19 protein-coding genes and 1 pseudogene are annotated in these 23,569 nt (G+C 70.5%); 11 read left to right on the plus strand and 9 right to left on the minus strand.

What is annotated here, in order from left to right:
• Nucleotides 1–44 precede the first annotated feature (44 nt).
• Nucleotides 45–2,180, plus strand: coding sequence for a RecQ family ATP-dependent DNA helicase (locus F6W70_RS14695; protein WP_151487128.1), 2,136 nt, complete (start codon nt 45–47; stop codon nt 2,178–2,180).
• 36 nt (nt 2,181–2,216) lie between these two features.
• Here F6W70_RS14695 and F6W70_RS14700 read toward each other — a convergent pair whose 3' ends face one another.
• Complete coding sequence (locus F6W70_RS14700) at nt 2,217–2,984, minus strand: IclR family transcriptional regulator (RefSeq protein ID WP_151487129.1); 768 nt, start codon at nt 2,982–2,984, stop codon at nt 2,217–2,219.
• 158 nt (nt 2,985–3,142) lie between these two features.
• Here F6W70_RS14700 and dhaK point away from each other — a divergent pair, with 158 nt between their 5' ends.
• The 7 genes and pseudogenes from dhaK (at nt 3,143) to F6W70_RS14730 (ending at nt 9,854) form a co-directional block, all read left to right on the plus strand.
• On the plus strand, nt 3,143–4,135 hold the full coding sequence (dhaK, locus tag F6W70_RS14705) for a dihydroxyacetone kinase subunit DhaK (RefSeq protein ID WP_151487260.1): 993 nt from the start codon (nt 3,143–3,145) through the stop codon (nt 4,133–4,135).
• Complete coding sequence (dhaL, locus tag F6W70_RS14710) at nt 4,135–4,776, plus strand: dihydroxyacetone kinase subunit DhaL (protein WP_151487130.1); 642 nt, start codon at nt 4,135–4,137, stop codon at nt 4,774–4,776. The genes dhaK and dhaL overlap by 1 nt, the downstream gene beginning before the upstream one ends.
• A pseudogene (locus F6W70_RS18055) lies at nt 4,776–5,477 on the plus strand (HPr family phosphocarrier protein); the annotation flags it as partial. The gene dhaL and the pseudogene F6W70_RS18055, both read left to right, overlap by 1 nt.
• A 141-nt stretch (nt 5,478–5,618) precedes the next feature.
• Nucleotides 5,619–7,286 (plus strand): phosphoenolpyruvate--protein phosphotransferase, encoded by a 1,668-nt coding sequence (gene ptsP, locus F6W70_RS14715; RefSeq protein WP_373695319.1) that lies wholly within the window; start codon nt 5,619–5,621, stop codon nt 7,284–7,286.
• A gap of 79 nt (nt 7,287–7,365) precedes the next feature.
• Nucleotides 7,366–7,794 (plus strand): hydroxyphenylacetyl-CoA thioesterase PaaI, encoded by a 429-nt coding sequence (gene paaI / locus F6W70_RS14720; RefSeq protein ID WP_055871214.1) that lies wholly within the window; start codon nt 7,366–7,368, stop codon nt 7,792–7,794.
• Nucleotides 7,795–7,816: 22 nt separating this feature from the next.
• Nucleotides 7,817–9,136, plus strand: coding sequence for a phenylacetate--CoA ligase PaaK (paaK, locus tag F6W70_RS14725; RefSeq protein WP_055871216.1), 1,320 nt, complete (start codon nt 7,817–7,819; stop codon nt 9,134–9,136).
• A 76-nt stretch (nt 9,137–9,212) separates the two neighbouring features.
• A complete protein-coding gene (locus tag F6W70_RS14730; protein WP_055870647.1) occupies nt 9,213–9,854 on the plus strand; it encodes a TetR/AcrR family transcriptional regulator in 642 nt (213 codons plus the stop codon).
• A 20-nt stretch (nt 9,855–9,874) separates the two neighbouring features.
• Here F6W70_RS14730 and paaZ read toward each other — a convergent pair whose 3' ends face one another.
• The 8 genes from paaZ to F6W70_RS14770 form a co-directional block, all read right to left on the minus strand.
• Complete coding sequence (paaZ, locus tag F6W70_RS14735; protein ID WP_151487132.1) at nt 9,875–11,956, minus strand: phenylacetic acid degradation bifunctional protein PaaZ; 2,082 nt, start codon at nt 11,954–11,956, stop codon at nt 9,875–9,877.
• An 11-nt stretch (nt 11,957–11,967) separates the two neighbouring features.
• A complete protein-coding gene (locus tag F6W70_RS14740) occupies nt 11,968–12,837 on the minus strand; it encodes a 3-hydroxyacyl-CoA dehydrogenase family protein (protein ID WP_127482022.1) in 870 nt (289 codons plus the stop codon).
• Nucleotides 12,834–13,589 (minus strand): enoyl-CoA hydratase/isomerase family protein, encoded by a 756-nt coding sequence (locus F6W70_RS14745; RefSeq protein WP_151487133.1) that lies wholly within the window; start codon nt 13,587–13,589, stop codon nt 12,834–12,836. Before F6W70_RS14745 ends, F6W70_RS14740 begins: the two co-directional genes overlap by 4 nt.
• Entirely contained in the window at nt 13,589–14,779 is a 1,191-nt protein-coding gene (locus F6W70_RS14750; protein WP_151487134.1) for an acetyl-CoA C-acyltransferase, read from the minus strand. The genes F6W70_RS14745 and F6W70_RS14750 overlap by 1 nt, the downstream gene beginning before the upstream one ends.
• Before the next feature lie 132 nt (nt 14,780–14,911).
• Nucleotides 14,912–16,231: an MFS transporter gene (locus tag F6W70_RS14755; RefSeq protein WP_151487135.1), complete on the minus strand. Its 1,320-nt coding sequence runs from the start codon at nt 16,229–16,231 to the stop codon at nt 14,912–14,914.
• Between the two features lie 134 nt (nt 16,232–16,365).
• Nucleotides 16,366–17,787 (minus strand): dihydrolipoamide acetyltransferase family protein, encoded by a 1,422-nt coding sequence (locus F6W70_RS14760; RefSeq protein WP_151487136.1) that lies wholly within the window; start codon nt 17,785–17,787, stop codon nt 16,366–16,368.
• Nucleotides 17,784–18,809 (minus strand): alpha-ketoacid dehydrogenase subunit beta, encoded by a 1,026-nt coding sequence (locus tag F6W70_RS14765; protein WP_055877552.1) that lies wholly within the window; start codon nt 18,807–18,809, stop codon nt 17,784–17,786. The genes F6W70_RS14760 and F6W70_RS14765 overlap by 4 nt, the downstream gene beginning before the upstream one ends.
• A complete protein-coding gene (locus F6W70_RS14770; protein ID WP_151487137.1) occupies nt 18,806–19,924 on the minus strand; it encodes a thiamine pyrophosphate-dependent enzyme in 1,119 nt (372 codons plus the stop codon). The genes F6W70_RS14765 and F6W70_RS14770 overlap by 4 nt, the downstream gene beginning before the upstream one ends.
• Nucleotides 19,925–20,075: 151 nt before the next feature.
• Here F6W70_RS14770 and F6W70_RS14775 point away from each other — a divergent pair, with 151 nt between their 5' ends.
• From F6W70_RS14775 to F6W70_RS14785, 3 genes are all read left to right on the plus strand, one after another.
• Nucleotides 20,076–20,513, plus strand: coding sequence for an Lrp/AsnC family transcriptional regulator (locus F6W70_RS14775; protein WP_318278909.1), 438 nt, complete (start codon nt 20,076–20,078; stop codon nt 20,511–20,513).
• Nucleotides 20,514–20,655: 142 nt separating this feature from the next.
• On the plus strand, nt 20,656–22,095 hold the full coding sequence (locus F6W70_RS14780; RefSeq protein ID WP_318278910.1) for an aldehyde dehydrogenase family protein: 1,440 nt from the start codon (nt 20,656–20,658) through the stop codon (nt 22,093–22,095).
• A 3-nt stretch (nt 22,096–22,098) separates the two neighbouring features.
• A complete protein-coding gene (locus tag F6W70_RS14785) occupies nt 22,099–23,562 on the plus strand; it encodes a GMC family oxidoreductase (RefSeq protein WP_151487138.1) in 1,464 nt (487 codons plus the stop codon).
• Nucleotides 23,563–23,569: the final 7 nt, after the last annotated feature.

Here is a 23,569-nt window from a genome sequence, read left to right on the forward strand (position 1 = left end):
GATGCCGCCACCGGGGTGTCGGCGGGGTGGGGCAGAGTGGGAACATGACCTCCGTAGCCTCTACCGACACTCGCGAGGCCGCCCGCGCGGCGCTGCGCGAGCTCGTCGGCCGCTCAGACGCCGACTTCCACGACGGCCAGTACGAGGCGATCGAGGCGCTCGTCGAAGGGCGCCGCCGCGCGCTGGTGGCGCAGCGCACCGGCTGGGGCAAGTCGGCGGTCTATTTCGTCGCGACGCTGCTGCTGCGGCGTCAGGGGGCGGGGCCGACCGTGCTCGTGTCGCCGCTGCTGGCGCTCATGCGCGACCAGATCGCGGCCGCCGAGCGTGCAGGGGTGCGTGCGGTCGCGATCAACTCCACCAATGCGCACGAGTGGACCGACGTGCTCGGGCAGCTCGACCGCGACGAGGTCGACGTCCTGCTGGTCTCGCCGGAGAGGCTCAACAACCCGGCCTTCCGTGAGCAGCAGCTGCCGGCGCTCGTTCGCCGCATCGGGATGCTCGTCGTCGACGAGGCGCACTGCATCAGCGACTGGGGCCACGATTTCCGCCCCGACTACCGGCGGCTGCGCGACCTGATCGCCCAGATGCCCGCCGATGTGCCGGTGCTCGCGACCACCGCGACGGCGAACAGCCGGGTCGTGGCGGATGTGGCGGAGCAGCTCGGCAGCCTCCAGGCGGGTGGCGATCTGCGCGGCGATTCCGGAGCAGAGCCGGTGCTCACGATCCGCGGACCGCTCGCGCGTACCTCGCTGCGCCTCGGCGTGCTGCGCCTGCGCGATTCGGCGAGCCGCCTCGCGTGGCTGCTGAGCCACCTCGACGATCTTCCCGGTTCCGGCATCATCTACACGCTGACCGTCGCGGCTGCCGTCGACACCGCCCGCCTGCTGCGAGATCACGGGCACGACGTGCGGGCCTACACCGGGCAGACCGACACCGAGGAGCGCGCCGAGTCCGAGGGCATGCTCAAGCGCAACGAGGTCAAGGCTCTGGTCGCCACGAGCGCGCTGGGCATGGGCTTCGACAAACCCGATCTGGGATTCGTGCTGCACCTCGGAGCGCCGTCGTCTCCCGTGGCGTACTACCAGCAGGTGGGTCGTGCCGGCCGTGCGAGTGAGAGCGCCGACGTGCTGCTGCTGCCGGGGGTCGAAGACCGCGACATCTGGCACTACTTCGCGACGGCCTCGATGCCGGATCGGGAACGCGCGGAGCGAGTGATCGACGCGCTCGGCGATGCGCCGATCTCGACGCCGGCGCTCGAGGCGATGGTCGACATCCGCCGCACGCCGCTGGAGCTGCTGCTGAAGGTGCTCGACGTCGACGGTGCGGTCCGGCGCGTGCAGGGGGGATGGGTCGCGACCGGTGAGCCGTGGACCTACGACGCCGAACGCTACGAGCGCATCGCCGCCGAGCGCCTCGCCGAGCAGCAGCACATGATCGAGTACGAGCAGACCGACGGATGCCGCATGGAGTTCCTGCAGCGGTCGCTCGACGACGACACGGCGGCGCCCTGCGGGAGGTGCGACAACTGCGCGGGCGGGTGGTTCCCGCGCGAGATCGGCGAGTCCGCGAGCACGCAGGCGGCGGAGTCGCTCGACCGCGTCGGCATCCCGATCGAGCCTCGGCGCGCATGGCCGACCGGTGCCGATCGGCTCGAGGTGCCGGTCAAGGGACGCATCCCCGCCGACGAGCAGGCGGGGGAGGGGCGGGCGCTCGCGCGTCTCACCGACCTGGGCTGGGGAGGGGCACTACGCGAGATCTTCGCCGCCGGTGCGCCCGACGCCGCGGTGACGCCCCAGCTGCTCCAGGCCTGCATCCGGGTTCTCGCCGGATGGGGGTGGGAGGAGCGCCCCGTCGCCGTCGTCGCCATGCCCTCGCGTTCGCATCCGCTGCTGGTCGATGCGCTCGCCCGAGGGCTCGCCGACGTCGGCCGCCTGCCGTATCTCGGCGCGCTCGACCCTGTCGCGGGTGGGCCCACCGGAGGGCCGGGCGGGAACAGCGTCTTCCGCCTCGCCGGGCTCTGGGACCGCTTCAGCGCTCAGCACCTCGACGTGCCCTCTGGTCCTGTGCTGCTCGTCGACGATCTGGTCGACAGCCGGTGGACGATGACGGTCGCTGCCCGTGTGCTCCGTCAGGCCGGGGCGACCCAGGTGCTGCCGTTCGCCCTGGCGCTGCGCGGTTGAGCGCGATCCACCTCGCCGGGTCGAGGCGAGAGGCTCTCAGTCATCGGCCGGGGCGACGCGCGGCGGCCACGTGGTGGCGCCGAGCTCGCGCGAGATGTTGCGGGCCGTCTCGCGCAGGGCGTTGAGGATCGCATCCGAGGCGGGCGTCTGCGAGGTCGGCAGCACCACGGCGACGGCGGCGACGATGGCGTTCGAGGCATCGGCGACGGGGGCCGCGATCGACGACTCGCCGAGCACCGCTTCGTCGAACTCCCCGGCCATGCCGCGTTCGGCGATGGCCGGCAGCTCCAGGGTGAGGCGGGCGAGGTCGGTCACCGTGTCGCCGGTGAGGCTGCGCAGCGGCTGTTCGAAGACGCTCTGCTGGAATCCCTGGTCGTAGGCGAGGAGCACCTTGCCCATCGCCGAGGCGTGGGCGGGGATGGCGACCCCGGTCTCGAGCATCTGCTGACTGTCATCCGGGCGCAGATTGTGGTGGATCACGAGCACGTCGGTGAAGTGCGGGGCGCCCAGGCGCACCGAGAGGTCGGTGCGGCGCGCGAGCTCCTGCGTCCATCGCATCGCCCGCGCTCGCACGTCGAGGGTGTCGAGATAGACGTTGCTCAGGCGCAGCAGGGTCGGACCGAGCATGTAGCGCTGACCACCCCGCTCCTTCGCGACGAGTCCGTGCGAACGCAGCGACTTCACGATCCCGTGCACGGTCGACGGCGGCAGGTTGAGGGCCGCGGCGAGGTCGGTGATGCCGAGGTGGCGTGCTCCCTGGAGCAGTTCGAGGACCTTCGCCGCGCGATCGATCGCCTGGATCACGGGAGGCCTCCTTCCGGTGCGTCGTCGAGCCGGTGCAGATGGAGCCGGGCTTCACGAATGATCTTGACAACCCGGCAGGCTCCGAGCATATTCGACATTAACGAATTGCTTTCGGATTTTTGCGAAAGACACCACGAAGGATCAAAGGAGATCGAATGATGAAGAAGCTCATCAACGCCCCGGAAGACGTTCTCGTCGAATCCCTGAAGGGCGTCGCGCTCGCTCATCCCGAGCTCTCCGTCGACCTCGACAACCACGCCATCACCCGCGCCACCCCCAAGGCGCAGGGCAAGGTCGCCATCGTCTCCGGTGGTGGCTCCGGCCACGAGCCGCTGCACGGCGGCTTCGTCGGCACCGGGATGCTGGATGCGGCTGTGGCCGGTGAGGTGTTCACATCGCCCACCCCCGACCGCGTGCAGGTGGCCACCAAGGCCGTGGATCGCGGAGCCGGTGTGCTCCACATCGTCAAGAACTACACCGGTGACGTGCTGAACTTCGAGATGGCCGCCGAGCTCGCCTCCATGGAGGGGATCGAGGTCGGCAGCGTCATCGTCGACGACGATGTCGCGGTGCAGGACTCGCTCTACACGGCCGGACGCCGCGGGGTGGGTCTCACCGTGCTGCTGGAGAAGATCGTCGGTGCGGCCGCGGAGGAGGGGCGCGACCTCGCCGCCGTGGTCGAGCTCGCCAAGAAGGTGAACGGACAGGGCCGCTCGATGGGCATGGCTCTCACCAGCTGCACGGTCCCTGCTGCGGGCAAGCCCACGTTCGACCTCCCGGACGACCAGATGGAGATCGGCATCGGCATCCACGGCGAACCGGGTCGTCATCGCGAACCCCTCGCCCCGGCGTCCGAGATCGCCCGGCAGCTGGTCGAGCCGATCCTCGCCGACATCGATGCCACAGGGCCCGCGATCGTGATGCTCAACGGCATGGGCGCGACGCCGCTCATCGAGCTGTATCTCATGTACGGCGAGGTCGCAGCGCTTCTCGAGAAGTCCGGCGTGCAGGTGGCCAGGAACCTCGTCGGCAACTACATCACCTCGCTCGACATGGCCGGATGCTCGGTGACGCTGCTCAAGGCCGATGATGAGCTGCTGCGGTTGTGGGATGCCCCGGTGAACACCCCCGGTCTGCGGTGGGGCGTCTGATGGCCGTGGTCGACACCGTCGTGCTCACCGACTGGGTCTCCCGGTTCGGTGCGGCCGTCACCGAGAAGCGCGACTGGCTCACCGAACTCGACTCGGCCATCGGCGACGCCGACCACGGAGCCAACATGGCTCGCGGCATGAGCGCCGTCGGCGAGAAGCTCTCCGCCGGAGCGCCAGGAACGGTCGATGAGCTGCTGAAGACCGTCGGGATGACTCTCGTCAGCTCCGTCGGCGGAGCCAGCGGACCCCTCTACGGAACGTTCTTCCTGAGGATGGGGATGGCGGCGGGGCCGGTGACCGCCCTCGACGGCCCCGCTCTCGCGGCCGCGCTGCGGGCAGGACTCGACGGCATCGTCGCGCGGGGCAAGGCCGAAGCGGGGGACAAGACCATGTTCGACGCGATGGCGCCAGCGGTCGACGCGATGGACGCCGCGCTCGCCGCGGGGGCATCGGTCCCGGACGCGGCCAAGGCCGCCGCTGACGCGGCCGCGGCCGGACGCGACGCCACTCTGCCTCTCGTCGCCCGCAAGGGCAGGGCGAGCTACCTCGGGGAGCGCAGCGCCGGGCACCTCGACCCGGGGGCGGCATCGACCGCGATCCTCTTCGACACGCTCGCCGCGGCGGTCGCGGACGACGCCTGATGATCGGCATCGTCGCCGTCTCCCACAGTGCACGGCTCGGGGAGGCGGCGCTGGAGCTTGCCCTGCAGATGGTCCATGACGGCGGTGTGCGGGTGAAGGTAGCGGCCGGAGCCGGCGTGGATGCCGATGGCGCACCGATCCTCGGAACCGACGCCGTCGCGGTGGCAGCCGCCATCGATGAGCTCGCCGCAGACTGCGACGGTGTGCTCGTCCTCATGGACCTGGGGTCCGCTGTGCTCAGCGCCGAGCTCGCTCTCGAGCTGCGATCCAGCGTCGTGCCCGTGCGGCTCGCGCCGGCCCCGTTCGTGGAGGGACTCCTCGCCGCCGCGGTGTCTGCGGCGGCCGGCGGGTCGCTCGACGACGTCGCCTCGGAGGCGTCGGCCGCTCTCGGAGCGAAGACCGGCGCGCTCGGCGTCGAGGAAGAGCACGCATCGGGACCCACTGTTCCCCCGGCGTCGGACGCAGATGTGCAGGTGCGCCGCGTGCGCGTGCGCAATCCGCTCGGCATCCACGCGCGTCCTGCGGCCCTGATCGCCACGGCGGCGGCAGGAGCGGACGTGCGCCTGCGTCGCCTTCCCGATGGCCCCGATGCCGCGGCGGCGAGCCTGACGCGTCTGCTCGTCCTCGGCGCGCGGCAGGGCGACGAACTGGAACTGTCCGCACGCGGCGATGACGCGACGGAGGTGCTCGATCGCCTGGTCGCGCTGTTCGACGACGGCTTCGGTGAGGGCACCGACGACGTGCGTCAGGAGAGCCGACCCGAGAACGACGCCGTACCGACGACGCGAGCCGCGGAAGCTCCGCCGTCGACGCCGGAGAAGGGGACGGGTCCGACGCGCGAGATCGCGGCCGGCTCCGTGCTTCGCGGGCGCGGGGTGAGCCCCGGCCAGGTCGCCGCCCGCGTCGTCCACCTCGCACCCCCGCTTCCCGAACCCGACCCCGACACGGTCGTCGCCGAAGCGGATCGGGATTCCGAGGTCTCCGCCATCGAGTGGGCGGCCGTCGCCGTCGCCGATCAGCTGCGCTCGCGCACCGCGCAGGCGACGGGGGAGACCAAGGCGATCCTCGATGCCTCCCGCCTGTTGGCATCCGATCCTGAGCTGGTGTCCGAGGCGACCGCGCTCGTGCGGTCGAAGGGATGCAGCGCTGCCCGCGCGGTCTGGGAGACGGCCGTCGTCCACGAGAAGGCTCTTGCTGCGCTCGGGGGCCGGATGGCCGAGCGCATCGCCGACATCCGCGACGTGCGCGACCGGATCATCGCCGAGATCCTCGAGGTCGACATGCCTGGCGTCCCGGAGCGCGATGAGCCCTTCGTCCTGGTCGCCCCCGATCTCGCTCCCGCCGACACCGCGCTGCTAGCCGGGGGAGCATGCGTCGCCCTCGTCACTGCTCAGGGCGGGCCGACCTCGCACACCGCCATCATCGCGCGCTCGCTCGGTCTGCCTGCCGTGGTCGGTCTCGACGACGCCGAAGCGATCCCCGCCGGCGTGATGGTGCTCGTCGACGGCGACCGGGGCACGGTCGAGGTCGAGCCTGCCGAATCGGTCATCGCGCTGGCGCGGGCGTCGGCGACCGCCGTCGACTTCGACGGTGTCGGCGTGCTCGCCGGAGGGCAACGGATCCCGCTGCTCGCCAACGTCGGCGGAGCAGCCGACGCGGTCAGCGCCGCCTCGGCCCGCGCGGAGGGCGTCGGGCTCTTCCGCACGGAGTTCTGCTTCCTCGATCGCGTCGATGCTCCGAGCATCGACGAGCAGGTCGCCGCCTACCGCGGTGTGCTGGCCGCCTTCCCCGAGCGCAAGGTCGTCGTGCGCACCCTCGATGCGGGAAGCGACAAGCCGCTGCCGTTCGCCAACGCCGAGAGCGAGGACAACCCCGCCCTCGGCGTGCGCGGACTGCGGATCGCGCGCCGGCGCCCTCAGCTCCTCGACGGCCAGCTGGCTGCGCTCGCTCGGGCGGCTGCCGAGGAGGCGGCGCAGGTCGAGGTGATGGCTCCGATGGTGGCGACGGTCGATGAGGCCGCTGGCTTCGCCGAACGGTGCCGGGCCGCGGGCCTCGACCGGGTGGGCATCATGATCGAGACGCCGTCGGCGGCTCTCCTCGCCGCCGAGCTGTTCGAGGTCGTCGACTTCGTCAGCCTCGGCACCAACGATCTCGCGCAGTACACGATGGCGGCGGACCGGCTGCTCAGCGACCTGGGAGATCTGAACGATCCCTGGCAGCCCGCGGTGCTGAGACTCATCGGTATCGTCGGCGACGCGGGCAGTGCTGCCGGCAAACCGGTGGGGGTGTGCGGCGAGGCCGGCGGTGACCCCGAGCTCGCACCCGTGCTGGTCGGATTGGGGGTGACATCCCTGTCGATGGCCCCGCGGTCGCTGGGGCGGGTCGCTGCGCGGTTGAGCGCGGTGTCTCCGGCGGCGTGCCGTCGAGCGGCGGCAGCCGCGCTCGGTGCCCCCTCGGCCGCCGCAGCGCGGGCCGCCGCCACGGCGGCGCTCGCCGACTCCGTTGACTAACTGACCGATCGTTCGGTTAGTATGAGCGGGTCGGATGTCGCAGGTGCGACGTCCGACCCGCTCGACGAGGAGGTCGACGATGACACAAGCGACGACGCAGGCGACCGACGCCGTGCGACCCAATCGCGCCATGATGGAGCGCGACCGCGCCTCGGCCTCGTTGGGCCTGGTCGTCGAACGCGACGATCCGGGGCACGCGGTCGTCTCGATGCGCGTGCGGGATGACATGACCAACGGCTTCCAGATCACCCACGGCGGATTCGTCTTCGCCCTGGCCGACACCGCCTTCGCGATCGCGTGCAACGAAGACGATCGGGTCACGGTCGCCGCCGGAGCGGACATCTCCTTCCTCAAGCCGACCGTCTCCGGCCAGACGCTCACCGCGACCGCGATCCGGCGATCGCGCACCGGACGCTCCGGCATCTACGACGTGACCGTCGTCGACGAGCAGGGCGACCCCGTCGCCGAGTTCCGCGGGCGTTCCCGCACCACCAGCCAGACCTTCTGACCCCCTGGAGCACCCCGTGTCGATGACGACCGCAACATCCTCCCGTGTCCGCCCGCCCGCAGCCGCCGAGCTCGATGCCGAAGAGCGCATGGGTCGCGACGAGATCGCCGCGCTCCAGCTCGCCCGACTGCAGCAGACCGTGCGCCACGCCTACGCGAACGTGCCTCTCTACACGCGCAAACTCGATGAGGCGGGTGTGCGTCCGGAAGACATCCGCACCCTCGACGACGTGCAGCTGCTGCCCTTCACGACCAAGGAGGATCTGCGCGAGACCTACCCGTTCGGGATGTTCGCGGTGCCGATGTCCGACGTCGCCCGCATCCACGCCTCCAGCGGCACCACAGGGCGACCCACGGTCGTCGGGTACACGCGGGGCGACCTCGACAGGTGGGCTTCGCTGGTGGCGCGCTCGCTGCGTGCGAGCGGGATCCGCCGCGGGATGAAGGTGCACAACGCCTACGGTTACGGGCTGTTCACCGGCGGTCTCGGCGCGCACGCGGGCATCGAAGCGCTCGGAGCGACCGCCATCCCCATGTCCGGCGGCCAGACCGCCCGCCAGGTGCAGCTCATCCTCGACTTCGAGCCGGATGCGATCCTGTGCACGCCGAGCTACCTCCTCACGATCGCCGACGCGATGGCTGCGCAGGGCGTCGACCCGCGCTCCACGTCGTTGAAGGTCGCGGTGCTGGGCGCCGAGCCGTGGTCGAACGAGATGCGTCACGAGCTCGAACAGCGTCTGGGGATCGACGCCCTCGACATCTACGGGCTTAGCGAGGTCATGGGGCCGGGGGTGGGCAATGAGTGCCTCGAGACCAAGGACGGTCCGCATCTGTGGGAGGACCACTTCCTGCCGGAGATCATCGACGGGGACAGCGGGGCGGCGCTGCCGGACGGCGAACTCGGCGAGCTCGTCTTCACCTCCCTCACCAAGGAGGCGTTCCCCGTGATCCGCTATCGCACCCGCGATCTCACCCGACTGCTGCCGGGGACCGCGCGTCCGGGGATGCGACGGATGGAGAAGATCACCGGTCGCAACGACGACATGATCATCCTGCGCGGTGTGAACCTGTTCCCCACGCAGATCGAGGAGCTGGTCCTGGGGATCGAGCAGCTGACCCCACACTTCATCCTCGAGCTGTCGAAGGAAGGACGGATGGACACGCTGAAGGTGCGGATCGAGCGCCATCCCGACCTGTCCGTGGAGACCTGCCAGAGCGCGGCGGAGGTGCTCGCGCAGCGGATCAAGATCTTCGTGGGATCGACCGTCGCGGTTCAGCTCGCCGAGCCGGGGACGCTGCCTCGGAGCGAGGGGAAGTACAAGCGGGTGTACGACCTGCGGTGACGACCAGCGACACCGCGGTCGCCTCGCGGCCGATGCTCCGGTGCGCACGCCCCATCGGGTGCGAGACTGTGGGGTGATGTCCGAGATGCAGAGCACACGACGAGGCCGCCCCGGGTACGACCAGCAGGGGATCCTCGGTGTCGCCGTCGCCGCCTTCAACGAATACGGGTACGACGCCACGTCGATCGGCATGCTCGCCGAGCGGCTCGGTCTGTCGAAGTCGGCGATCTACCATCACTTCGGCTCGAAGGATGAGATCCTCGACCTGGCTCTCGACGCGGCCCTGAGCGGCCTCGAGGCCGTCGTGGAGAACCCGCTTCCCGAATCGGCCCAGGGGCCGGCTGCACCCAGCGCTGTCGACAGGCTCGAGCACGTGCTCCGCGGCGCCGTCCGTGTGCTCGTCGACCAGCTGCCGGCCGTGACGCTGCTGCTGCGCGTGCGGGGGAACACCGATGTCGAGCGCAAGGCGCTGATCCGCAGGCGGGCCTTCGACCGTCGGATCACCGCGCTCGTGTCGGAGGCGCAGAGCGAAGGCGCGCTGCGGGCCGACATCGATGCGAGCGTCGTCGCGCGACTCGTGTTCGGGATGATCAACTCGATCGTCGAGTGGTACCGCCCCGGCGGACGCGAGGGCGCCGACCGTCTCGCCGACGATGTGGTCGCCCTCGCTCTCGACGGGCTGCGCACACGCGGTGAGGCCGGAGCCGCGGCCGTCTGACCCCGACTCCGGCGCCGCTGCTACGCCGCCGCCTGCTCCTTCGCGACCAGCGTGAGCACGTCGTAGGTGGCCACGATGTCATCGTGCTGATTCTTCAGCACGGCGTCCCAGCGCACCTCTCCGTACTCGTCGGTCTCGCGCGGGGTGATCTGCTTCGCGGTGAGCTCCACACGGATGTCGTCGCCGGGGGAGACCGGCGTCACGAACCTCAGGTTCTCCAGCCCGGAGTTCGCCAGCACGGGACCGGGCGCCGGGTCGACGAAGAGACCCGCAGCCCACGACACCAGCAGATACCCGTGCGCGACGCGTCCGGGGAAGAACGGGTTCGCGGAGGCTGCGGTCTCATCCATGTGCGCATAGAACGTGTCGCCGGTGAACGCCGCGAACGTCTCGATGTCGTCGAGGGTCACGGTGCGCGAGCCGCTTCTGACCTGATCGCCCACGTGGAGCTCGGCCAGAGACTTGCGGAACGGATGCACGCCGCCGTCCTGCTCGTAGGGGCGCGCGGCCGCGCCCTGATGCCAGACGCCGGTGAGGGCGGTCATCATCGTCGGAGAACCCTGCACGGCCGTGCGCTGCATGTGATGCAGCACCGCGCGGATGCCGCCGAGCTCCTCGCCTCCGCCCGCGCGGCCTGGGCCGCCGTGCACGAGGTTCGGGAGCGGGGAGCCGTGTCCGGTCGAGCTGCGGGCATCATCGCGGTCCAGGAAGAGCACGCGTCCGTTGTAGGCGGCCATGCCCGTCGCGAGCGCGACCGCGACCTCGGGGTCGTGCGTGGCCACACTCGTCACGAGCGAGCCGCCGCCGCGTGCCACCAGGGCGCTCGCCTCGTCGAGGGTGCGGTAGCCGATGATGCTCGACACCGGGCCGAACGCCTCGATCTCGTTGACCGCCGGGCTCTGGGCGTCGGGGAATCGCAGCAGCATCGGTGCGACGAAGGCGCCATCGGGGGCGGGTCCTTCGCTGCCGTCGACGTGACGCACGATCGGGGCGTCGGTCGTACCGATCACGAGTTCTCCGCCGCCGGCCTGCAGGCGCCCCACCTGACGCAGCACCTCTTCGCGCTGTGCGGTCGAGGCGAGCGGACCCATCGTGACCCCCTCGGCGCGCGGATCGCCGAGGACGACCCGCGCGGACAGCCGCTCGCGGACCGCGGCGATGACGTCGTCGACGGCAGCCGTCGGCACGATCGCGCGACGGATGGCCGTGCACTTCTGCCCGGCCTTCGTGGTCATCTCGGCGACGAGCTGCTTGATGTAGGCATCGAACTCGGGCGTGCCGGCGACGGCATCCGTCCCGAGGATCGAGGCGTTGATCGAGTCGGTCTCGCTCGTGAAGCGCACGCCTCCCGTCTGCACGCACTCGTGCGCGCGCAGCTGCTCTGCTGTCGACGCCGAACCGGTGAAGGCCACGAGGTCGCCGAGCCGCAGCTCGTCGAAGAGATCGGGCACGCTGCCGGAGACGAGCTGCAGCGAGCCCGCGGGGAGCAGACCGGACTCGACCATCACGCGCACCATCGCCTCGGCGAGATACCCGGTCGGGGTCGCCGGCTTCACCAGGGTGGGGACGCCGGCGAGGAATGCGGGAGCGAACTTCTCCAGCGCCCCCCAGACCGGGAAGTTGAAGGCGTTGATCTGCACCGCCACGCCCCGCAGTCGCGTGTAGATGTGGCGGCCGAGGAAGGAGCCGTCCTTGGCGAGGTTCTCCACGCCGCCGTCGACGTAGACCTTGGCGTTGGGCAGCTCGCGACGGCCCTTGCTGGAGTACGCGAACAGCACACCGATCCCACCGTCGATGTCCACCCACGAGTCCTGTGTCGTGGCGCCGGTGCGGCTGGAGAGCGCGTACAGCTCGGCCTTGCGTTCGGTGAGGGCGAGGGCGAGCTGCTTGAGCCGCACGGCGCGCTGGTGGAACGTGAGCTCCCCGAGCGACGCCTGCCCGACCGTGCGGGCGTGGTCGAGCGCGGCACCCAGGTCGAGTCCGTCGGTCGAGACGCGGGCCACGACCTCTCCCGTCGAGGCATCACGCACCTCGGTGGCCCGAGCCGCGGACGCCGGCGTCCACCACTCTCCCTCGACGTAGCTGGGGAGGATCTCGGTCATCTCAGTTCCCTTCATGAGGCGTCCCATTCGTAGAAGCCGCGTCCGCTCTTGCGGCCGAGGTGGCCCTCGGCGACCAGGCGACGCAGCAGAGCCGGAGGTTCGAAGCGCTCACCCAGATGGGCGGCGAGGTACTCGGCGATGCCCAGCCGCACGTCGAGTCCGACGATGTCGGTGAGTCGGAGCGGTCCGACCGGATGCTTGTATCCGAGCGTCATCGCCGTGTCGATGTCTTCGGCGGAGGCGACGCCCTCCTCGAGCATGCGGATCGCCTCGAGTCCGAGCGCGACACCGAGCCGGGACGACGCGAACCCGGGAGCATCGGCGACGACGATCGGCGTCTTGCCGAGGGCGGCGACCCAGCCGCGGGCGGAGTCGACGAGCGGGGGAGCGGTGCTCGCTCCGCGCACGATCTCGACGAGCGTGGAGGCGGGCACCGGGTTGAAGAAGTGCATGCCGAGCAGGTGCGAGGGGCGATCGAGCACCGCGGCCAGCTCATCGATCGAGATGGAGGAGGTGTTCGAGGCGATCACGGCGTCGGAGGCGACGTGTGCTTCGACACGGCGGAGCGCATCGATCTTGAGCGCGAGGTCCTCGGGCACCGCCTCGACGACGAGGGTGCACGGGGCGAACAGCGCGGCATCCGTGCCCGTCGCGAGACGCTCCCGATACTCCTCGACGGGTGCGAGCGCCGTGCCTCTGGCGATCGACGAGTCGACCGACTCGAGCACACGGGCGGCGGCCGCCTGTGCGGCGTCGGCATCGCGCTCGACGACGGTGACCCGGGAACCGGCGAGCAGGAACGCGTGGGCGATGCCGGCGCCCATCCGTCCGCCGCCGAGCACGCCCACGTGCCCAGGGGCGAGGGAACTGGTCTCGGTCATCGGTCTCTCCGCTCCAGGAAGTCGGTCATCCGTCGGAATTTCTCCGGGCTCTCGAACAGCTCGGCCTGTGCCTCCAGGTCGACGGCGGGGTGGTGGTCACGAGGCGCGCGGAACACGCGCTTGGTCGCGATGGTGGCTGCCGGGTCGTTCCGGACGATGCGATCGACGATGGCGTGCGCGGCCGGCAGCAGGTCCGCCGGCTCGTGGGTCGCCGAGACGAGTCCGATGCGCAGCGCCTCCTCGGCCTTCACGGTGCGACCGGTGAGTAGCAGCTCGATCGCCCTGGCATCTCCGACGATCTCCTTCAGCCGCCATCCGGCTCCTGCCGCGGCGAGGATGCCCAGTCCGGTCTCGGGGTTGCCGATGGCGATGGACGGGGTCGCGATGCGGATGTCGGCGGCATAGGCGAGTTCGGCTCCGCCCCCGAGCGCATATCCGTCGATCGCCGCGATGACCGGCATGGGCAGTTCGGCGAGGCGGATGAACGCGTGAGCGTTGATACCGCGCAGTGCGTCGGCCGCGCGGCGCTCGCGCAGCTCGGCGATGTCGGCCCCAGCCGCGAACACGCCGCCGGCGCCGGTGAGGATCAAGGGGCGCGGTGCGGCTTCGAGCTCGGCGCACAGCGCGTGCAGCGCATCGATGGTGGCCTGGTCGATCGCGTTGCGCTTGTGCGGACGATGGAGCGTCGCGACCACACGGTCGCCGTGGCTCTCGACGAGGAGGGGATCGCCGGCGGGCGAGGGTTCCGACATCACACCTTCTCCACGATCAGGGCGGCGCCCTGTCCGACGCCGACGCACATGGTGGCCAGGCCGTAGCGCGACCCCTCGCGTTCCATGCGGCCGAGGAGGGTGACCAGCAGCCGGGACCCGGACGAACCGAGAGGGTGGCCCAGGGCGATGGCTCCACCGTCGGCGTTCACGCGCGATTCGTCGAGGCCGAGCCGTCGGATGCAGGCGATGGACTGCGTGGCGAAGGCCTCGTTGAGCTCGATCGAGCCGATGTCGTCGATCGAGAGGCCCGCCCGTCGCAGCGCCTTCTGAGTCGCGGGAACCGGACCGAGGCCCATGACCTCGGGCGCGAGGCCCGCACTGGTGCCGGCCACGATGCGGGCACGCGGCACCAGACCGTAGCGCTCGACTGCCGCAGCGCTCGCCACCACGATCGCGGAGGCACCGTCGTTGAGGGCGCTGGAGTTGCCCGCGGTGACGACCTGACCGCCGGCCACGACGGGTCGCAGCCGCGCGAGGCCCTCGAGCGTCGTCTCCGGCCGCGGACCCTCGTCGACCGTGACCTCGCCGGAGCCGACGGGCACGCCGACGATCTCCGCCTCGAACCGCCCGCCCGCGATCGCCGCGGCGGCGCGCTCCTGCGAGCGCAGCGCGAAGGCATCCGCCTCGTCGCGGCTGATGCCGTCGACGCGGGCGACCTCCTCCGCCGTCTCCGGCATCGAGAACGTCGCCTTCTCGCGCGCCAGAAGGCGCGGATTCGGGAAGCGCCAGCCGATCGAGGTGTCGAACGCGGCACCGGGCTTCGCCCAGGCCTTCTCCGGCTTGGCCTGCACCCAGGGCGCGCGGGTCATCGACTCGACTCCGCCGGCGAGGATCACATCGGCGTCGCCGGCGCGGACGGCCTGCGCCGCCATCGTGACGGCGGACATCCCCGAGGCGCAGAGCCGGTTGACCGTGATTCCGGGGACGCTGTCGGGAAGCCCCGCGAGCAGCACCGCCATCCTGGCGACGTTGCGGTTGTCCTCGCCCGCCTGGTTGGCGGCACCGAGGATGACCTCGTCGATCTCGACCTGCAGCGGGTCGATTCCGGTGCGCAGCGCCGCTTCGCGCACGACGATCGATGCGAGGTCGTCCGGGCGGACGGAGGCGAGCGCGCCACCGTAGCGTCCGACCGGGGTGCGTACGCCTCCCACGAGGTATGCCTCGGTCATGCGGAACTCCTGACTGCGTTGTCTCGACGGGTGGCCCGTGTCCGGACGATCGATCCGAATTACTGACCGATCGTCCGGTAATTATGTCACAGACTCAGGGATCGCTGCGATCCCGGGTGGTCGGCCCGAGGCTCACGTGAGCAGATCGACGCCCTTGGTCTCCTTGACGAGGGAGACCCCGATGAGCGAGATCACCGCGGCGACCGCGATGTAGGCGCCGATCGTCCAGGCCGCGTGGAACTGGTTCATCAGGGCTTCGGCGATCATCGGCGCGAACGCCCCGCCGAGGATCGCGCCGAGGGCGTAGCCGATGGATACTCCCGAGTAGCGCACGTTCGCGGGGAACATCTCGGCGTAGAGCGCGGCCTGGGGCCCGTAGGAGAGACCGAGCGCGAACGTCATCACGAACAACGCCACGAAGTACCAGAGGATGTTCGCGGTATCGATCAGGAACCACATCGGCACCGCCCACAGGGCGAGTGCGACGTACCCGATCTGGAAGGTGCGGATGCGACCGAGTCGATCGGAGAGGTGTCCTCCCCAGAGGGTGAAGATGAGCCATCCGAACGAGGCGAGCGTCGTCGCCAGCAGAACCGGAGGACGCTCCATGCCGAGCGTCGCGACGGCGTAGGTCGCGAAGAACGCGATGAGCAGGTAGCCCGCCGCGTTGTTGGCGATGAAGATGATCGCGGTCAGGACCACCTGCTTGGTGTTCTGGCGGAACAGGCGGCTCAGCGGAGCGGATGCCTCCTTGCGGCGACGTCGCAGATCCTCGAAGACCGGGCTCTCGTCGACGGCGCGGCGGATCACGTAGCCGACCGCGATGAGCACGATCGAGAGCAGGAACGGGATGCGCCAGCCCCACTCGAGGAAGGCCTCCGGCGACATCGAGCTGGTGAGCACCCACAGCGTCGAGGTGGCGAGGATCATGCCGACGGGGACACCGATCTGCGGGAACGCGCCGAAGAGTCCTCGTCGGTTGCTCGGCGCATGCTCGACCGCCATCAGTGCGGCTCCGCCCCACTCGCCGCCCGCGGAGAATCCCTGCACGATGCGGAGCAGGATCAGCAGGATGGGCGCGGCGACGCCGATCGCGGCGTAGGTCGGCAGGATGCCGATGAGCGATGTGGACAGCCCCATCATGATGAGGGTGAGCACGAGCATCTTCTTGCGCCCGAGCTTGTCGCCGAGGTGGCCGGCGACGATCGCGCCGAGGGGGCGGAAGAGGAAGGAGATGCCGATGGTCGCGAACGAGAGGACCTGGGCGAAGCCGGGGCTCTCCTGGGCGATCGGGGCCAGGAACAGCGGTGCGAGCACCAATCCCGCGGCCTGGGCGTAGATGAAGAAGTCGTACCACTCGATCGAGGTGCCCACGAGGGTGCCGGCGAGCACCCGCCGTTCTTCGGCGGGCATCCGTGCGGACGAGGTGCGGTCGGAGACTGCTGACGTCATGCGAACTCCATTGTTCTGCGATTCCGGGAGGGGAGGGCGACGAGGCGCCCCGGCTATTCATGACCGAATGGTCGGTCAGTAATTGCCGAGCGTAGCGCATCGGCGCCGTCGGAATCGAGAACCCGCGCTTTCGGTCAGACCCTCCCGAACGCTCGCAGGGGGTGCTCGATGAGTTCGGTCACCCGCCGCAGGAAGCCGGCAGCGTAGCCGCCGTCGCACACGCGGTGGTCGAACGCGAGCGAGACCTGGACGATCCGTCGAGCCACGATCGCCCCGTCGACCACCCACGGACGCTCGATGATCCGACCGATGCCGAGGATCGCCACATCGGGGTGGTTGATGATCGCGGCCGAGCCGTCGACGCCCAGGCCTCCGTAGTTGTTGAGCGTGAAGGTCGACCCGCGCAGGCGCTCCGGCGGCATGGTGCCGGAGCGCGCCGTGACGGTGAGTTCGCGCAGCGCCGTGTCGAGCTGTGCCACGGTGAGCTCGTGGGCGCGGGGGAGCACCGGCACCAGGAGCCCCCGTTCCGTATCCGCGGCGATCCCGAGGTTCACGCCGTCGAAGGAGATGATCTCGTCTCCGCTCTCGCTCAGCCGCGACGCCAGCAGAGGATGGTCCTCCAGCGCGAGCAGCACGAAGCGGGCGAGGAGTGCGGTCAGGGACGGCGCCTTCCCACCCTCGGGGGCCATCTGCCCGCGCAGGTCCCACAGGGCCGTGGCGTCGACGTCGACCCAGACGGTGGCCTCGGGGATCTCGGACCTGCTGCGGGTGAGCTTGGCGCTGACGGCCCGGCGCAGGGGAGACATCCGTTCGCGGGCGCGCACCCCGAGCCCGTCCACGGTCTCGCCGGTTCGAGGTCCTGTGGTGCCGGCGTGGTGGGCGGCGGCGCCGTCGACGGCGCTGTCCACGGCGGCTCGCAGCACGTCGGCACGGGTGATGGCGCCGTCGGCGCCGGTCGCGGTGATCGCGTGCACGTCGAGACCGAGATCCCTGGCGAGTCGACGCACGAGCGGGGAGCGGACGGCGACCGGGCGGCGATCGGCCGGGCCCGAAGGCGCGGAAGCCTCGGAGGTGCGGGGCGCGGCATGCGACGCCGCCGGCGCCGCCGGCGACACCTGCTCGCGCGGCGCGGACACCGAGGCGGCGGACGGGCGTCGTCGTCCCTTCGCGGTGCGCGCGGTCGTTCCATAGCCGATGAGGACGTTCCCGGAACCCGCGCGCTCCTCCTCGCGGTACGCCTCGTGCTCGGGCTGGGCCCCAGGAGACGGGGCGGACGGCGCCGGCGATGTCAGGGGATCGGCCACTTCGAGCACCGGGGCGCCGACGTCGATCGTGTCGCCGGCGGTGCCGTGCAGCGCGGTGACAACCCCGGCGAAGGGCGACGGCAGCTCGACGATGCTCTTCGCGGTCTCGACCTCGGCGATCGGCTGATCGGTCGTGATGGTGTCGCCCACGGCGACGAGCCACTGCACGAGGCCCGCTTCGGTCAGGCCCTCACCGAGGTCGGGGAGCCGGAACACCTGGGCGCCCGCATGCGGCTTCAGCGGAGTGCTCATGCCTCGTCCTCCCAGTGCAGCGTGTCGATCGCGTCGAGCACGCGGTCGACGTCGGGGAGGTACCAGTGCTCGAGCTTCGGAGGGGCGTAGGGGGTGTCGAAGCCCGTCACCCGTCGTACGGGAGCGGCGAGGTACTCGAAGCAGCGCTCGAACACCCTGGCCTGGATCTCGGACGCCACACTCACGTAGCCCGGCGCCTCGGCGATCACGACGGCGCGACCGGTCGACTTCACGGCGGCCGTCACGGTGGCGTCATCGAACGGCGAGAGCGAGCGGACGTCGACGACCTGCACGCTGCGTCCTTCGGCGGCGGCGACCTCGGCCGCTTCGAGCGCCAGAGGCACGGAGGCTCCGTAGGCCAGAAGCGTCACATCCGTGCCGTCGCGGGCGATGCGTGCTGTTCCCAGCTCCGCCGTGATCGAGGTGTCGACCTCGCCCTTGGCCCAGTAGAGCTTCTTGGGCTCGAGGAAGATCACAGGGTCGGGGGAGGCGATGGCCGCACGCAGCAGGGAGTAGGCATCCTGCGGCGTGGACGGGCTGACGACGGTCAGGCCCGGCGTGTGCGCGTAATAGGCCTCGGACGAGTCGCAGTGATGCTCGACACCGCCGATGCCGCCGCCGAACGGGATGCGGATCACCAGAGGCATCCGCATACCGCCGCGGGTGCGGTTGCCGAGCTTGGCGACATGGCTGACGACCTGCTCGAACGCGGGGAGCGCGAACGCGTCGAACTGCATCTCCACCACGGGACGCAGACCGTTCATGGCCATGCCGACGGCGGTGCCGACGATGCCGGATTCCGCGAGCGGGGTGTCGAAGCAGCGCTCTTCGCCGAAGCGCGCGGTGAGTCCGTCGGTGATGCGGAAGACGCCGCCCAGCGCGCCCACGTCCTCGCCGAAGACCACGACATCCGGATCGGACTCGATGGCGTCGGCCAGCGCTCTGTTGAGCGCGGCCGCCATCGTCATCGTCGTCGTGCCGGACGCGGTCTCGGTGCGGGTGTCGTCCTGTGCGATCGTCATCGGTGGCCTCCGTTCAGGGTGCTTCCGGCATCGGCGAGACCGGAGCGCTCGATCTCGTCACGCAGCAGGTGCCACTGCTCATCGAGCTGCGGGGCTCGGGTCTCGGTCACGAAGCGGAACAGGTCTTCGGGATCGAGGTCGGCATCGGTGTTCAGGGCGGCCCTCATCGCGGTCGCGATCTCCTCCGCGCCCGCCGCGAAGCGCTCCTCGGCCTCGGCGTCGAGTGCGCCGGTGGAGGTGAGGTGTGCGCGCAGTCGCACCAGCGGATCACGGGCGACCCAGGCCTGCACCTCGTCGCGCTCGCGATAGCGGGTGTCGTCGTCGGCGTTGGTGTGCGCCTGCATCCGATACGTGTGCGCCTCGATGAGGGACGGGCCCCCGCCGGCACGGGCGCGAGACACGGCATCGCCGAGCACGGTGAGGACCGCGGCGACGTCGTTGCCGTCGACGCGCTGTCCCGGCATCCCGTAGCCGACGGCCTTGTGGGCGAGGGAGGGGGCCGCCGTCTGCCGCGCGAGCGGGACCGAGATCGCGAACTCGTTGTTCTGCACGAAGAAGACGACGGGGACGTGGAACACCGCGGCGAAGTTCATCGCCTCGTGGAAGTCGCCCTCGCTGGTCGCACCGTCGCCGCAGAGGGCGAGCACCACGGTGTCCTCGCCCCGATGCTTCGCGGCCTGGGCGAAGCCGACCGCATGCAGCAGCTGCGTGGCGAGCGGCGTGGCCTGCGGGGCGACGCGATGCGCGCGCACGTCGTACCCCGAGTGCCAGTCGCCCTTGAGGAGGACCATGGCGTCGGCGGGCTCGACCCCGCGAGCGATCACGGCGACCGAGTCGCGATAGGTCGGGAACAGCCAATCGGTGGAGCCGAGAACCATCGCGGCGCCGACCTGGCAGGCCTCCTGGCCGTGCGACGACGGGTAGACGGCGAGGCGCCCCTGGCGCACCAGGGCTCCGGCCTGATCGTTGATGCGTCGGCCCTCGACGAGCCCGCGGTAGGCAGCCAGGAGGGTGTCGGTGTCGGGGAGCGCGTACCGGTCGTCCACGACCGGCGCTCCGCTCTGGTCGATCAGTTGCACCGCGGTGTCTCGCGGGAGCAGGTCGGTGTGCAGCATGCGTTCGCCCTCCTTGCCGAACTCGGTGAGGACAGCTTGCCTGCGGGGCGACAGTCATCCAAGATCTTTTGAAGAATCCTGGATGAATGTGGCTGGAGTGAGGCATTCTTGATCGAAGTGTCAGAAATACTGCGCTGAGGGAAGGGGTCGCATGGTCGCTCTGGACGAGACGGATCGCGCGATCCTCGAGGAGCTGCGCCGTGACGCGCGGGCATCGATGACGGCGATCGCGGACGCGGTGCACATCTCCCGCGCCGGCGCCCATGCGCGGATCAAGCGCCTGACCGATGCCGGCGTCATCATGGGGTACTCCGTGCGCACCGATCCCGTGCTCCTCGGGCACCACGCCAGCGCGTATGTGACCCTCGCGATCGAGCAGGCGACGTGGCAGGCCGTGAGCGAACGGCTGCGCTCGATACCCGAGATCGAGCACATGGCGCTGGTCGGGGGCGACTTCGACGTGATCCTGCTGGTGCGGGCGAACGATGCTCGCGATCTGCGTCGCATCGTGTTGGAGGACATCCAGGCGATCCCGTCGATCCGCTCGACGAGGACCACGCTCATCTTCGAGGACTACCCCCGCAACTGAGCCCCGACCGGATCATCCTTCGCACTCGGACATCTGCGGCGCGCTCCGCGACAAGTGCGGTGACGGTGCTCGTCCGAGAATGAGAGGACGACCGGCGTCCACCCCGCCGCCGGCCAGCGCCACGCTCGAAGGAGAGACACCGATGTCCGATTCCGCAGCTTCCGCAGCCGCAGCGCTGCTCGACCGCATCCAGGCGCTCGAGGGTGCCGGCCGCGAGATCCCGGATGCCGCGACCCGCGAGGTCATCGGCAGAGCACCCGTCGCCACGGTCGACGACCTCGACGACGCGATCGCGAGGGCGAAGGCCGCGCAGCCGGGCTGGGAGGCGCTCGGGCACGAGAAGCGCAGCGCGCTGCTCCTCGCCGCGGCCGACGCGATCGACGCCAACGCCGAAGGCCTCGCCCATCTGCTCTCCCGCGAGCAGGGCAAGCCGCTCAACGGCCCGAACGCCCGCTTCGAGCTGGGTGCCTGCTCGGCGTGGCTGCGCACCAACGCCACCACGGTGCTCGAGTCGCAGGTGCTCGTCGACGACGACACCATGCACGCCGAGCTCGTCTACAAGGCCGCGGGCGTCGTCGGCGCGATCGGTCCCTGGAACTGGCCGCTGATGATCACGATCTGGCAGATCGGTCCGTCGCTGCGCATGGGCAACACGGTCGTGGCCAAGCCGAGCGAGTACACGCCGTTGAGCGTGCTCGCGATGATCGCGGTGATGAACGAGGTGCTGCCGGACGACGTGCTGATCGGCGTCTCCGGCGACCGCGAGGTGGGTGCTCGACTGTCGTCGCACCCCGACATCGACAAGATCATGTTCACCGGCTCGACCGCCACCGGCCGCCGCATCATCGAGAGCTCCGCCGGCAACCTGGCCCGTCTCACCCTCGAGCTCGGCGGCAACGATGCGGGGATCGTGCTGCCGGGCACGGACGCCGCCGCCATCGCGGAGGATCTGTTCTGGGGCGCGTTCATCAACACGGGTCAGACCTGCGCGGCGATGAAGCGTCTGTACGTGCACGACTCCGTCTACGACGACGTCGTCGATGCGCTGGCGGCGATCGCCGGTTCCGTGCCGATGGGCAACGGCCTCGATGAGGGCAATGTGCTCGGGCCGCTGCAGAACCGTCCGCAGTTCGACATCGTCAGCCGCCTGGTCGAGGATGCGAAGAGCCGCGGCGCGCGCATCGTCACCGGTGGCGAGGCGGCGCCCGAGCTCGGCGAGCTCTTCTACCGGCCCACCATCGTCGCCGACATCGACAACGATGCGGCGCTGGTGCAGGAGGAGCAGTTCGGCCCCGCGCTCCCCGTGATCCGCTACACCGACGTGGACGAGGCATTCGCCTGGGCGAACGCGGTCGATGTGGGTCTCGGAGCCTCCGTGTGGGCGAGCGATCCCGAGGCGGCGCGCGATGCGGCGTCGCGGATGCAGTCCGGAACGGTGTGGATCAACTCCCACGGCGGACTGCACCCGATGGTGCCGTTCGGCGGTGTCAAGAGCTCGGGCTACGGCCTGGAGTTCGGCGTCGAGGGCCTCAAGTCCGTCGCCGTCACCCAGGTCGTCTCCGGCCCCGCCCGGAAGGCCTGACCGATGCGCTCCGTCATCGTCGTCGGCGCAGGGACCTCGGGTGCGATCATCGCACGACGCCTGAGCGACGCGGGGGTCGATGTGACCCTCATCGAGGCCGGCGGCTACGACACGAACCCCGCCATCCACGATCCGTCCCGTGCGGGGGAGCTGTGGCATTCCGCCGAGGACTGGGACTTCTTCACCGTTCCGCAGGAGCACGCGGGCGGGCGCCGACTGCACCTCCCGCGAGGGAAGGTGACGGGCGGATCGCATGCCCTCAACGCCATGATCTGGGTGCGCGGCGCCGCCTCCGACTACGACGCGTGGGAACGCGCGGGGGCCACCGGGTGGGGCTGGTCCGAGGTGGAGCCGGTGTATCAGGCGATCGAGAACGATCTGCTGCCCGTGACCGACGACTACCCCCTCTCGCCGATCCAGGCGTCGATCATCGACGCCGCGGTGCAGGAGGGCCTGCCGCACAACCCCGACTACAACGGGGGAGTGCTCGACGGCGTCTCGCAGGAGCAGGTCACGATGCGGGACGGGCGCCGTGTCAACACCTGGACCGCCTACGCGCAGCCGGTGGCCGAGCGCATGACGATCCGCACCGGCGTCGAGGTGCACTCGGTGATCGTGCGCGACGGCCGAGCGGTCGGCGTGCGCCTGGGGGAGGGCGAGGGTGCGGAGGAGGTGTTCGCCGACGACGTGATCCTCTCCGCCGGGGCGATCGGTTCCCCCGTGATCCTGCTGCGCTCGGGGATCGGCCCCGCGGCGGATCTCGCCGCGCTCGGGATCCCGGTCGTGCACGATGCGCCCGGTGTCGGCGCCAACCTCCACGACCACCTCCTCTCACCCGTGATCTTCACCACCCGTCGTCCCGTCGGGCCCCCGCAGCCGGGGGTGTCCGTCACCCAGACGCATCTCTTCTGGCGAAGCCGCGACGATCTGGCAGAGCCCGACACGCAGCCGATCCACTTCTCCGTGCCCATGTGGGGCGAGCTCGACCCTCGTGGTGACGACGGGTTCACGCTGATGGCGGGCCTGGTGACGCCGCACAGTCGTGGGCGTCTGACGCTGTCCGGCCCTGGTCTGGCCGACCCGCCCCTGATCGATCTCGCCGCGCTCCAGGACGATCGGGACGTGGCCGCGCTGGCCGCATCCGTGCGTCAGTGCCGTCGCATCGGTGCGCGTCCTGCGCTGGGCGAGGAGTGGGGGGCGATCGAGGCGTACCCCGGTCCCGAGATCGCCGACGATGAGGTCGAGGACTGGGTGCGTCGCACGGCCATCACCTACCACCACCAGGTCGGCACCTGTCGGATGGGGTCCGACCCCGAGGCCGTGGTCGATGCCCGTCTGCGCGTGCAGGGGGTGGAGGGGCTGCACGTCATGGACGCCTCGGTCATCCCGACCGTGCCCACCGGCAACACGAACGCACCGGCCGCGTTGATCGGCGAGCGCGGCGCCCGATTCCTCCTCGAGGACTGAAGGTCCG

It is taken from the genome of Microbacterium maritypicum, from assembly GCF_008868125.1.
GTDB classification, from domain to species: Bacteria; Actinomycetota; Actinomycetes; order Actinomycetales; family Microbacteriaceae; genus Microbacterium; species Microbacterium maritypicum.